Source organism: Halosegnis longus, assembly GCF_009663395.1.
Classification (GTDB): domain Archaea; phylum Halobacteriota; class Halobacteria; order Halobacteriales; family Haloarculaceae; genus Halosegnis; species Halosegnis longus.
Map to the genome: position 1 here is coordinate 71,550 of NZ_QKNW01000001.1, position 11,986 is coordinate 83,535.

Consider the following 11,986-nt stretch of genomic DNA (forward strand, 5'->3'; position numbering starts at 1 on the left):
GGGCCAGATATGATTACAACATTTTAATAACCCATCTCAGGGCTCAAGATCGAGAGATAGTTCCTCACCAGTTGCAAGCTTGACTGTGACATCATCAATCCATGCCTCTAGGTCCGGCGATGTACTGTTGGTTTGGAGAGAAAGCGCCTTGACTTCCTGATTTTGGTAGTCAAAGGTTGACGACAAGCTACTGTCGTAGTTCGTCCAATCAATCGGGCCGCTCCCGAGGTCAGAGAGCGTCGGGAGCACCGGGCCACCAACACTATTACCGCCCTTATGACCGGAATCGTCGAATACCAGTGTATTCGAGGCGCCATTTCTGGTGCTGAATGTGTTCCATTCTCCGGTGGTGAAGTTTGGACTGCCTGCCCCGTTGGCGTCTGATGGTAATGCAACTAGTCGGCTGTCGTACCAGCTAGCGCCGTCATTTCCATCGCCTTCTGGTCGTGTGTAGATTAAGAGGTAGATGTCATTCCCAGCGAGCGGGGCATCTTTGTATAAGGAGTAGGAAATTTCGGTGATTTCATCAATTGTATAGCCAGAGAGCGTTGAGATTGATGAGAAATCACCTGCAAAGTAGAAACCTTGCTTGTACTCGCCACCAGTTGCGTTGCCAGTACCAGAGGATGAGTGATCAACAGTCCCCCACGCACCACTACCGCTAACCGAGATGTCAGGCGTGCCTGAGTCTCCGGTGGTATCCCACGGGTTGGAGAATCCAGCCCCCTGACCGTACGGCGTGTCGCCGCTGAGAACGACATCTTTGCCCTGTGCCTCCTGAAGCAACTCAAGGGTAAAATCGACAGAAACACTGTCGGTTTGAATTACGTTTCCAGCGGCTTCGTCAATCTCCCACTGGATATTAAAGTCCTTGACGCTGCTGCCAGAAATAGGCTCGTTAGGGTTGAACTGAACGTTCTCCATCCCAGAAACCAATCCGGATGTGAACATATTACCGCCGATGTCTAACTCTAGACTGAGATAATCTGCAAGTTCCCCAGAACTCCCTCCAGTGGATGAATCGCCGGCCTGTCTCTCTGGCTCAACTAAGCCATTTTCAGCGCTTGAAACAGAATCAATGTCAACATTTAGAAATCCACTGATATTCCCGGCGTTTCGTAGTGTGGTTGTTGCGATCCCTGTGTCGCCCGGTGCTGCGCCGGTAACGCTCAGCGTTGTCGTTTCAGAGCCGTCGTTACCATCTGCAGTGAGGTTGAGTGTACCTGCAGTAACACTATTTCCAGTGCTTTCCTCGGTATCACTAAACAGGGCAAACGTCCCCGCGCCCGCACCTGCGGACGCGACGCCGATGGTGCCCAGTCCCGCGAGTACTCGTCGCCGATTCAGCTCGATCGTAGAGTCGCTTTCGTCTGACATAGTGTAGCCCCCACACACCCACCAGAACGGGGTGTGTTACAGGAGATGCCTGGGGCTACACCCCCTTTTTAATGAACTGCTTACACGTCTGTAAGCGACGAGTACAGAACTGTACGGCGAGTCTAGCCAGATTCAAGCCGAGCTTTCGGAAGTGTAACGGCCGCTTAATCACCGTAGAGACGGTCTGTGGCCAACCCCGCAACAACCGGTCGGATAATTCAACCCGGGGAAACTGTTAAGTAACAAGTTGTTCGTGATTAACATGATGGGGATTGCTCAGTCGTCCACATCGTCGGGGATCGGGGGAGAGATGAGCCGAACGGAGGTTTTCGATATACTCAGTAACGACAGACGACGACACGCGCTTCATTACCTACTCTCCCGCGAGAGCGGGGCCGAGATTGGTGAGTTGTCAGAACAGATTGCCGCGTGGGAAAACGACGAAGCTATCGAAGAGGTCACCGCCGACGAGCGGCGACGCGTCTACGTCTCGCTCCACCAGACCCATCTCCCGCGGATGGACGAGGCCGGCGTGTTGCAGTACGAAAACTCCAGGGACACCATCGAGTTGACCGAGCGCGGCGAATCGCTGCGCGTGTACATGGAAATCGTCGAGGGGAACGATATTCCGTGGAGCGAGTTCTACCTCGGGCTCAGCGCGCTGTCGGCATCACTCCTTGCTGCGCTCTGGATGGACGCGGCGCTGCTCAGTCTGGTTCCCGATCTCGCGTGGATGTGTGTGGTCGTCCTGCTGTTCGGCATTACCAGCGTCGCGCACATCTACTACGCGGACCAGCGCCGACTGGGGAGCGACGGCGCGCCACCGAGCGCGAAATGAGCCGGGCGACGACAGAAACCGAACTGCGTTACTCCAGTTGGTGGTAGTCCAGCTCGTACCCCTTATCGAGCGCTTCTTGGACCGTCTCGCTAGGAGTACCGACTGCCGCAGTGTGTGTCGCCATCCCGCCAACGTCAGCACGCTCGAAGTAGATGTTCTGCTGCCACTCGGGGTCGGTGTTCGGGTGGTCGGTCCGGTAGTGTGCCCCACGGGACTCAGTTCGCTGGAGCGCACCGCGCAGGACGGCTTCTGCGTTCCACAGCATGAATCCGACGTTGACAGCGAACTCGAAGGAGTCGCTGGTGACCGGGCCAACGTCCATGTCGGAGGTTCGCTCTCGGAGCGCATCCAGTTCGTCAAGCCCCGTCTGCAGTGACTCTTCGTCGCGGAGGATGCCGGCGTGCTCCCACAAGAGGTCCTGCAGGTCGACGAACACCTCCATCACATCGTGGCTACCGTCTTGTTCGGCCAGCGACGCGAGGTCGCGAAGCTGTGGCTCTACCATATCACCGATAACGCGGTCCGAGAGCCGACTCGGGCCGTCGACGCGCTCGGCGATGTGCTTGCCGGCGACGGTACCGAACGCGACGGTCTCTGCCAGCGAGTTGCCGCCCAGACGGTTCGCGCCGTGGACGCCCGCCATCGTCTCTCCGATAGCGAACAGTCCGTCGACGCTCGTCTCGCCGTGTTCGTCGACGGCAACGCCGCCCATCCCGTAGTGGGCGGTCGGGGCGACTTCGACCGGCTCGGACGCCATGTCGACGCCGAGACTCTGGAACCGCTCGTACATTCTCGGCAGTCGCTCGCGGATGAACGACGCGTCTCTGTGTGAGATGTCCAGATACACGCCGCCGTTCTCGGTGCCGCGCCCCTCGGCGACCTCCTGTGCAATCGCTCTCGCCACGACATCGCGCGCGTCGAGTTCCATCTGGTCGGGCGAATACCGCTCCATGAATCGCTCGCCCTCGGCGTTGTACAACCGTCCGCCCTCCCCCCGGACCGCCTCGGTCACGAGCCGTCCACCCCACGGTGCCCACTCGGGGTCGTCCTCGTCGACGGCCATCCCCGTCGGGTGAAACTGAACGAACTCCATGTCCATCAGCTCCGCACCAGCATCGTACGCCAGCGCCGGTCCATCACCGTTGTTCTCGTCGTCGCGAGAGGTGTGACGGTTGTAGATAGCCGCGTAGCCGCCGGCTGCGAGCACGACCGTCCCGGCGTTGAAAACGACGTATTCGCCGGTGTCCATGTCGAAGCCGACGGCCCCGTATGCCTCCTCGCCGTCGGAGAGCACGGAGGTGATCATCACGTTCTCGCGGTAGGGGACGGATAGGTCCTGCGCGCGGTTGACGAGTGCGTTCAGCATGGACTCGCCGGTGTGGTCACCGGCAAAGGCCGTGCGGCGGAACGACTGTGCGCCGAAGTAGCGCTGGTCGATGTCGCCGTCGTCGGTGCGGGAGAAGTCCATTCCCCACTCGTCGAGTTCACGAAGCCGGTCGGGCATCTGCTTCGTGACCGTCTCGACCTTGTCGGGGTCGTTGAGGAAGTGTCCCTCGTTGAGCGTGTCGGCTGCGTGAATCGCCCACGAGTCTTCGGGGTCGTGGGTCCCGAGTGCACCGTTAACCCCACCGCGCGCCCACGTGGTGTGTGCGTCGCCGTGGCCCCGCTTCCCGAGGACCAACACGTCATCGACACCACGTTCTGCGAGTTCGATCGCCGTACGAGCGCCGGCCGCGCCGGCCCCGATAACGAGGACGGACACGTCGACGATGTCGTACTCCGGAACGCTCGTGCGGTCGCTTCCGGTCGTCGCTGAGTGGTTCACACTGTAGATAGGGGACTGTAGCGGTTTAGGGGTTGCGCGCGTGCGTGCGCGCGGACCAGCAACTCTCTCCGGCTACGACCGACATAGACCGTTTTAGCTGGTATTAATCACAGTACCAGCTGCTCGTATTCCTGAAAAGAGGCGCACCGGCGTCCCGAACTCCGGGTCAGGTGGTCGGGGACAGGCGTTGCGTAACCGATGACACCGACAGTGCGAACGGCCCGCTCCCAGTGACCATGAGGACGGACGCTAGCCCGAACAGCGAGATGTGCGCGAGCACCGGGTCGTCCGGAAGTCCGAACAGCGTCAGCGTGAACAACACGAAGGCGACGGCGGCAACCCCGCGGGTCGCGACGCCGGCAATCAGAAGCACCCCGACTGCCATCTCGGCGAGACCGGCCCCGACGACCCACAGTTCGGCGCTGACCGGGACGACACTCGTCAGGTCGTACTTCGCGACCACGGCGAGCGCCTGTCCGCCGTTGAGCAGTTTCTGCGTCAGTCCCAGGTAGATGAAGTTCACGCCGAGGGTGGCACGAACTACCGGGCCGACGAGCGACCCCGAGACGCCGACGGAGTTCAACAGCGCGTCGGGGCGATACCGCTGGAGGTCTAGCCGGCGCACGAGCGTCCCGTCGGTGACTGCGAGCCGCCGGACCATTCCGTCCGCACTCGGCTGGCCCGCCCCGAGTAAGATGATTGCGAGGAAGCCGCCGACGTACTCGAACGCGAGAAACAGCGGCGGCTGGAACGGCAAGACGACGAGATACGCGAGTAATCCGGCCGCGGCAGTCAGCCGGGTCGCAAGCCCGAACAGCAACAGGAAGCCGAGCCCGACCTGAAGGATGCGCGCCGGGATTGGCACCGCCGGAGTGATGAAATACCCCGCGAAGCCAGCGCCGACGAGCGGTAATCCCAGCGAGAGCCGGACCATCCACGGCAGATACGGTCGGTACGAGGCCAGCGTCTGTCGGGCGACGCGAATGTCAGGGAATTCGCTCAGTCGGGGCGCGAGCAGGAGCCCGACGAGTCCAGCGACTGCACCCCCGGCGAGCAGGACGACGGCGACGGGGTCTGCGAGCACGTCGTCGAGAAGGTTGACGAACTCCCGGGCCGCCTCTGCGGGGGCGACGTATCGAACGTGGAGAGGGAATATCATGCTCGTCTCCCGGGTTCAGTTGCTCGTTCGAACACGCCCGCGGAGTGTCTGTCTGCGCTGTGTGTCTCCGCGGGGCTCGCGTGGAGTCTGCACATACCGTCGCTACGGGCTTGCGACCGTTGAACGTTCCCACCACCCCCACGGCAGGACAAGCCCGTCATGCTCGTGATACTGGGCTTGTCCTGTTCACAGCGGAGCCTACCAGTCGAGACTGCCCCCTGCTCTGGTGCTCCGTCACCTGCGTCTCGAAGGAGTTTTTCTCCTTGTTCGAATCGATTCGTTCAGACATCCGTGACATCCTCCCCGCCGTGAACGGCGGGGCTTCCCGTCCCGCAGGTGGGATATTTGCCGGTCTACGACACGACCTGTTCTCTCGTGGTGAACGTCCCGCTCTCGCGGTCGAACAGGTGTGTCGATGGCTGTGCCACACAGCCGTTACTCCTATCCTCTCCGTGAGGACTCGGAGTTATTTTCTGGCGCATATTTTCCGCCCCGTTGCAATCCGCGTTGGCTACCAACTCACACGACGAGCAGACGTACAAGCCACGTTCAACACGGTTTGACTTCGTGTCGTCACCACATTGTGAACACGTTTTCGAAGTGTCCCACTCGTTCTCTTTCAGCACCTCGACACCGCGAATCTCTCCTTTGTAGTCGAGGTACTGGTAGATGCGGTCGAACGCCCACGAGTGCAGCTTCTTGTTGCCGGTCTTGCCCCAATCCGACTCACGAACCTTCTCGGGCCAACTCACCGCGAGCGTGCCGACACCGCGTTCGACACACTCTGTGATGATGGCGTCTGTCAGGGTGTGGTAGAAGTGCGTCTCGCGCTCTGTGAGTTTTCGACGTGCCCACATCGACTTTTCAGATGGGCCGTTTTCCCCTTCGGTGTCGTACTCTGCTCGGGTGAAGTAGTGCTTGTCTTGCTTGAGCGAGTTGCCAGGATACAGGACGTATTCGTTGGGGAAGGCGACCGTGGCGATGTTCTTAATTCCGAGATCGATTCCCGCCACTCCGTTGCCAGCAGAGCCGGTGGTTTCGAGTTCGACTTTGCAGACGAAGTGCAGTTCCCACTCCCCACCATTCCAGACGGCGCGAACGTTCTGCACCTTGGTTACTTCTGAGAGGTCAACGTCGGGGCGGGTCTGGTACTCGCAGAGCAGGAAGTCCGAGCGGTGGTCTTTCAGGTTCTTCCCCTTCGAGAGACGAACGCGGTTGTTCTCTGGGTCGTGTTTGAACCCGTCTGTTTTGAACGTGACCGTACTCTTGGGGCGAGTGTCGCCATGTTTGCGGTAGCCGGGCGGATTCGCCGTGTCGTCTTTGTGTCGCAGGTCGAACCACGACTGGAAAGCGTCGGAAAGTTCTTCGATGACTTTCTGACTGGATTGTGCGTTCAGGTCTTTCCAGCACTCCCGGTTCTTCATGTACGCTTTGAGCGTTCCTTCGTCTGGGATTTCGCCGGTTGCGTTCCAGATTCGGTCGGCTGTCCAGCGTGCGACGTTCCAGATTTTTGAGGCGAAGTCTCCGAGCGAATCGAGGCCATCGCGTACCTGTCGCTGGTTCTGAATGGACCCAACATAGGCGCGCGTGACCTCAATCGCCATACATAGCCTATGTTGACAAAATTACTTAATGGTACGGATGAACGTTGAATATCCGGTCTGCCATCGGCAGTGGGTTGTGAGAGAGTTGTCGGATTCATTCCCGCCCTGAAGGGCGGGATTCTCTCCTCGCAGAAAGATAGGGTGGCGTAGGTTACACAGACCACCGTATCATACCGACCAATGGGAGATCAACTCTCACAGGCCTTGCATTCGAGAATGTCCCGGCTGAATTTCTGTGCAGCGTTCACGCTATTTTGATAGTAGAGACTCTTCACCCCCTTCTCCCAGGCCGAAATGTAGAGCTGATTGATCTCCTTGACGCTCACCTCACTCGGGTCGATGGAGATGTTCAGGCTCTGTGCCTGGTCGATGTACGTCTGCCGCTGTGCTGCCTGATTGATAATCGCCATCTGTGGGATTTCGGCGAAGGTTTTGAACACGTCTTTTTCTTCGTCGGTCAGGCAATCGAGATGCTGCACGCTCCCGTCTTTCTGTGCGATACTGTCCCAAACTTCTCGCTCGTCTCTGCCTCGCTTCTTCAGGATCGCCTCGAGGAACCGATTTTTCTGCGTCGACTTCAGCTTCGCGCCGTCGCGGACGAAGTAGTTCGACTTCAGCGGTTCGATGCTCGGACTGACCTGGCCCAGGATGACACTGCTGGACTTCGTCGGGGCCACGCTCATCGTCGTCGTGTTCCGGCGACCGTACCCCTCGAGCACCTCCGGTTCGCCGAACTCGTCGGCAAGCCGGCGACTCTCCTCGTAGCTCCGCTCTCTGATGGTGCTGAATATCTCCTGGTTTTTCTCCATCGCCTCCATGCTGTCGAACGGAATCATCTCGCTCTGGAGGTAGCTGTGCCAGCCGAGGACGCCGATACCGATTGCTCTGTGCCGTTTCGCAAACCGCACCGGGCGCTCCATGAACTGCGTCCCCTCCGCCTCCTGTATGAACTCCTCCATGACGGCATCGAGGAACCGCGTCAGCGTCTCCACTGCGTCGGTGTCCTTCCACTCGTCGTAGTGGAGCGCGTTCATCGACGAGAGACAGCAGACGAAGCTCTCGTCCTGCGTGGCCGGCAGTGCAATCTCGGTACACAGGTTCGAGGCGTTGATCTCGTATCCCTTGTCTTTGTAGACCTGTGGCTTCCCCTCGTTCATGTTGTCCCGGAAGATGATGTACGGGACACCGATGTTGATCCGTGTCTCGATGATCTCCGCCCACGTCTCTCGCTTCGCTTCGTCGCCGTCGACCATCGCCTGGAACCAGTCGTCACCGATGATGACGCCGTAGTAGATGTCCTGGACGGGATCTCCCTCGGTTTTGATGTTGAGCCACTCCTCCAAGTCGTCGTGCTCAACATCGATGTACCCCGCGAACTGGCCCCGCCGCGTCTCACCCTGGCTGACGACGTTGATGATCGTGTCGAACAGCTCGGTGAAGCTGTAACTCCCGTTGCTCTTGCCGTTGTTCGTGATGGGGCTGCCTCGGGGCCGGATTTCGCCAAAGTACCCGCTGGTGCCGCCACCCAGCTTGGTCATCTCGCCCACTTCGGCCTGCGTGTAGAGGATGCTCTCCATGTTATCCTCCATGTAGCTCCCGAAGCAGCTGATCGGGAGCCCCCGGTCCAGACCGAAGTTCGACCACACGGGACTCGCGAGGCTGTAGAACCCCCGGCTCATGTACTCGTAGAACTTGTCCGCGAAGCCGTCGTCGTCTAGGATCTCTTCAGCCCGCTCCCCGATCTCCCTGACGCGCTCTTCGGCCGTGACGCCCTCCAGCAGGTACCCCTCGTCGAGGAACGCCCTGCTATCCTCGTTCAGCCAATAGAATGGTTCCTCGTGCTGCCGTTTCACATCGTCGAGTGCTGGCTCTAATTGTGACATCGTTAAAACATATCCTCCGCGGTCACGCTCTGCGCGTGCTTGTTGTACGTGGTCGATCGCTTGCTGAAGAAGTCGTTGTCCTTCGTCATCAGAATCTCCTCATCGAACCATCGCGTTTCCTCAAGCAGGTCCTCGTCCGGCTCGAATATCGGCTCTACACCGACGTTCTTGAGACTCTGGTTGAACCGGTCCCGCAGGAACGTGTCGACGTGTTCCCGAGGGAGGAACTCCAGTTCGCCCTCAGCAAATATCCAGTCCAGTATCTCCATTTCGGCCTCGAACGCCTGTCGACAGGCCTCCTGCACCTCTTCGTCGAACCCCTCACCGAAGAGGCCTGGATTCTCCTCGCGAATCGTCTCCACTAGTTCGACGCCGAACAGTCCGTGGATCTGCTCCTCCTTGCTGGTCGCTTCGACGGCATTCGCGATCCCTTTGAACTTCTTCTCGTGTTTATCGAAGCTCATCATGATGAGGAACTGCGAGAACAGCGAGACGTGCTCGACGAACGCGGAGAACAGCAGGATACTCATCACGTACTCCTGTTCGTCGTCACTCTCACCCTTTTCAAGGTACTCGTCAAGGTACTCGATTCGCTTCTCGATTGCCGGCACATCGGTCACCGCCTCGAAGTCCTCCGTAATCCCCAAGATGTCGAGGAGGTGGCTGTACGCGTCCATATGTCTGACCTCACTCTCCGCGAAGGTCATGCCGACGTTCCCGACTTCCGCCTTGGGCATCTCGTCGTAGATATCTGCCCAGAACGTTTTGACCTGAACCTCGATCTGTGCGATAGCCAACATCGTCCGTTTCATGACGGTTTTCTCGCCAGGAGTTGTGTTGGTCTTGAAATCTTGAACGTCTCCTGAGAAGTTGAACTCCGTGTGAACCCAGTAGCTGTTCCGTATCGCATCCTTGTAGTCGAGGAAATCGGCGTACTCGTACGGTTTCAGCTGCGTTCGTTCTGAGAAGATGTCGGTCTCTGTCTCTCTCCCTGTCGTTTTGTTTTCAGTCATTAGCACGTCCCCCGGAGGAATCGGCCCCTGTTGGTCGGGTTCTGTTTCCGTCGTTCATTGGTTCAGTGCGTTCGAGTACAGTCGTCTCGATGTCTGTGCGTGTCCGGTCGAGAATCGACCGGCTGTCCGGTGTCGTCGTTAATCGTTGGCTCATGAGTTCGGTGGATCGTCGTCTGGTGCGGCCGGTTCGAAGTCGTCGACTTCGGCATCGAGCACCGCATCGAGCTCGCGGAGAAACTCCTCCGGCTCTGAGAACGCTTTGTACACCGAGACGAATCGGATGTACGCGACCTTGTCAATCTCGCGCAGCCGCTCGGAGACGAGCTCGCCGACGAACGTCGAGGAGACAATTTGGGTGTCGCGACCCTGTACCGTCGCCTCGATTTCGTCGACGAGCTCCGCCACCGCCGTCGCCGACACGTCTCGCTTCTCGACTGCTCGGTCGATGCCCGCGCGGAGTTTCGCCCGGTCGAAGGGTTCGATGGTTCCGTCGCGTTTCTTCACCTGGAGCGAGTCCCACTCCGGGCGCTCGTACGTCGTGAACCGGAACGAACAGCGCTGACACTCGCGGCGTCGTCGGACCGACGACCCGTCGCCGCTGCTCTCGGTGTCGATGACGCGCGTTCGCTCGTGGCCGCAGTCGGGACAGTTCATAATTGCCATTAGTCGTCACTCCAGGCTCTTAACCCCCATATGTAGGGGCTTCAGATGTGAGCCGCAATATCTGGTGTTGGCGCGATTCACATAAACCCTTCCCAAATAATTTGATGTAATACAATCTTACTTGTTCTACGTCGTCACACGGGGGGTGAGACGCCCGCGAGAACCGTCGTGGCGATTATCAGTCGTCGGCTGTCTCGGCGAGCGCCTGCCGGCGCTCCTGTCGGCGGGCCAGGGCCTCGTCCCGCAGTTCCTGTTGTGCCGTCGACGGACACTCCAGGTCCGGGACGGCGGCGGGCGTCTCGTCTGCATCCAGCGCGACGAAGCTGAAGAAGGACGTCGCCGCGTCGGCCGATTCGCCCTCGGCCGGGCGCTCTGCTTGTACGTCTACCTTGATGTCCATGCTCGTCTCGCCGGTGTCGAACACGTAGCCGGTGATGGTCACGACATCGCCCAAGTCGATGGGGGCGATGAAGTCGACGTGGTCCATCGCGGCCGTGACGACCTGACAGTTGGAGAACCGTCGCGCGGAGATTGCCCCACAGATATCCATCCAGTGGAGGACAGAACCGCCGAGCGCGCGGCCGAGGTTGTTCGTGTCGTTCGGCATCAGAATCTCGCTCATCTCCGTGTGGGAGCTATCGAGCGTCGCCGTCTCGCTCGTGTGTCGCGTCGATGGCATACGTCCCCTGCGGCGAACGGCTACAAAATACTATTCAAATTGCAATTACACAAGCTAGCTTGTTCTTCCGGGGCATCATATCGGCCGCTGGCCGCTGTTCGACTCGACAGCTGCTCCGCGGCGCGGGTCGGTCCACAGTCGAGTCTCGCGGGAACGAATCAAAACGAGAACACGAGGAATCCGGGTTACTCCGTGTAGATGCCGTCGGGGTCGAGGTCCTCGCGGATGAGAGCAATCTCTTCCGGCGTCGGGGTCCGCGTCTCCGACACGTCGTCGGCAACGGTGAGGTCCCAGCCGGTCGCCTCCTGAATCGCTGCTTCCGTCGAACTCGGGTGAATCGCGGCGAGATACATCTCGCCCGACTCGTCGAACCGGAGGACGCCCTTGTCGGTGATGACGGCCTCCGGCCCGCCGCGAAGCCCCAGCTCCGTGCGATTCTCTCGTCCGCCGACGTAGCCGGGACTCGTGATGAAATCCACCTCCTCGGGGAATCGCCGCTTCGTGTGTGGCGTAATCATAATGGTCCGGTGGGTGTTGCTCGCGATTTCACACGCGCCGCCACTCCCCGGCAGTCGGACGGTCGGGTCGTCGTAGTCGCCGATAACGGTGGAGTTGATGTTGCCCTCGCGGTCGATTTGTGCCCCGCCGAGAAAGCCCACGTCGATGCGTCCGGCCTGTAGATAGTTCCCGAAGCTCTGTGTCATCGGCACGACGCTCTTGGCGTTCGACGCCAGCACGGGGTCACCGATCGACAGCGGTAGCTGTGAGGGGTTCGAGTCGATAGTTCCCGACTCGTATATCATCTCCAACTCCGGCGCGTGGGTCCGCTTCGCCAGGTTGCAGGCGATGTTCGGGACCCCGACGCCCACGAGCGTCGTGTCGCCGTCTTCGAGTTCCTGTGCCGCGCGGGTTATCATCAGTTCGGTGTCAGTGTACGGTGGCATC

The 11,986-nt window shown here is 59.6% G+C and carries 10 protein-coding genes; 1 reads left to right on the forward strand and 9 read right to left on the reverse strand.

Annotated features, from left to right (window positions below; genetic code table 11):
• Positions 1 to 36: 36 nt before the first annotated feature.
• The gene (locus tag DM818_RS00325; RefSeq protein ID WP_153952195.1) at positions 37 to 1,377 is read right to left on the reverse strand and encodes a TasA family protein; all 1,341 of its coding nucleotides are present in this window, start codon (positions 1,375 to 1,377) and stop codon (positions 37 to 39) included.
• 310 nt (positions 1,378 to 1,687) lie between these two features.
• Here DM818_RS00325 and DM818_RS00330 point away from each other — a divergent pair, with 310 nt between their 5' ends.
• Positions 1,688 to 2,215, forward strand: a complete 528-nt coding sequence (locus DM818_RS00330) for a DUF7344 domain-containing protein (protein ID WP_123124038.1) — start codon at positions 1,688 to 1,690, stop codon at positions 2,213 to 2,215.
• 28 nt (positions 2,216 to 2,243) lie between these two features.
• Here the strand turns inward: DM818_RS00330 and DM818_RS00335 are convergent, their stop codons facing one another.
• From DM818_RS00335 to DM818_RS00370, 8 genes are all read right to left on the reverse strand, one after another.
• Entirely contained in the window at positions 2,244 to 4,040 is a 1,797-nt protein-coding gene (locus DM818_RS00335; RefSeq protein WP_153952196.1) for an L-aspartate oxidase, read from the reverse strand.
• 166 nt (positions 4,041 to 4,206) lie between these two features.
• Positions 4,207 to 5,199, reverse strand: coding sequence for a DoxX family protein (locus DM818_RS00340; protein ID WP_153952197.1), 993 nt, complete (start codon positions 5,197 to 5,199; stop codon positions 4,207 to 4,209).
• A 353-nt stretch (positions 5,200 to 5,552) separates the two neighbouring features.
• Positions 5,553 to 6,803 carry an RNA-guided endonuclease InsQ/TnpB family protein gene (locus DM818_RS00345; protein ID WP_153952198.1) on the reverse strand — a complete coding sequence of 417 codons (1,251 nt, stop codon included), beginning with the start codon at positions 6,801 to 6,803 and terminating at the stop codon, positions 5,553 to 5,555.
• Positions 6,804 to 6,991: 188 nt separating this feature from the next.
• The gene (locus DM818_RS00350; RefSeq protein ID WP_123124036.1) at positions 6,992 to 8,686 is read right to left on the reverse strand and encodes a ribonucleoside-diphosphate reductase subunit alpha; all 1,695 of its coding nucleotides are present in this window, start codon (positions 8,684 to 8,686) and stop codon (positions 6,992 to 6,994) included.
• A gap of 2 nt (positions 8,687 to 8,688) precedes the next feature.
• A complete protein-coding gene (locus tag DM818_RS00355; protein WP_123124035.1) occupies positions 8,689 to 9,699 on the reverse strand; it encodes a ribonucleotide-diphosphate reductase subunit beta in 1,011 nt (336 codons plus the stop codon).
• Positions 9,700 to 9,849: 150 nt separating this feature from the next.
• Complete coding sequence (gene nrdR, locus DM818_RS00360; protein WP_075938382.1) at positions 9,850 to 10,353, reverse strand: transcriptional regulator NrdR; 504 nt, start codon at positions 10,351 to 10,353, stop codon at positions 9,850 to 9,852.
• Positions 10,354 to 10,540: 187 nt separating this feature from the next.
• Positions 10,541 to 11,041 (reverse strand): acyl-CoA thioesterase, encoded by a 501-nt coding sequence (locus DM818_RS00365; protein ID WP_075936217.1) that lies wholly within the window; start codon positions 11,039 to 11,041, stop codon positions 10,541 to 10,543.
• Positions 11,042 to 11,226: 185 nt separating this feature from the next.
• Positions 11,227 to 11,985 (reverse strand): CoA-transferase subunit beta, encoded by a 759-nt coding sequence (locus DM818_RS00370; RefSeq protein WP_075936216.1) that lies wholly within the window; start codon positions 11,983 to 11,985, stop codon positions 11,227 to 11,229.
• Position 11,986 lies beyond the last annotated feature (1 nt).

Excerpts from the sequence above, each read along its gene's own strand:
- DM818_RS00330 (WP_123124038.1), top strand. The coding sequence starts at position 1,688 with ATGAGCCGAACGGAGGTTTTCGATATACTCAGTAACGACAGACGACGA.
- DM818_RS00365 (WP_075936217.1), bottom strand. The coding sequence starts at position 11,041 with ATGCCATCGACGCGACACACGAGCGAGACGGCGACGCTCGATAGCTCC.
- DM818_RS00355 (WP_123124035.1), bottom strand. The coding sequence starts at position 9,699 with ATGACTGAAAACAAAACGACAGGGAGAGAGACAGAGACCGACATCTTC.
- DM818_RS00325 (WP_153952195.1), bottom strand. The coding sequence starts at position 1,377 with ATGTCAGACGAAAGCGACTCTACGATCGAGCTGAATCGGCGACGAGTA.
- DM818_RS00340 (WP_153952197.1), bottom strand. The coding sequence starts at position 5,199 with ATGATATTCCCTCTCCACGTTCGATACGTCGCCCCCGCAGAGGCGGCC.
- DM818_RS00370 (WP_075936216.1), bottom strand. The coding sequence starts at position 11,985 with ATGCCACCGTACACTGACACCGAACTGATGATAACCCGCGCGGCACAG.
- DM818_RS00345 (WP_153952198.1), bottom strand. The coding sequence starts at position 6,803 with ATGGCGATTGAGGTCACGCGCGCCTATGTTGGGTCCATTCAGAACCAG.
- nrdR (WP_075938382.1), bottom strand. The coding sequence starts at position 10,353 with ATGAACTGTCCCGACTGCGGCCACGAGCGAACGCGCGTCATCGACACC.
- DM818_RS00350 (WP_123124036.1), bottom strand. The coding sequence starts at position 8,686 with ATGTCACAATTAGAGCCAGCACTCGACGATGTGAAACGGCAGCACGAG.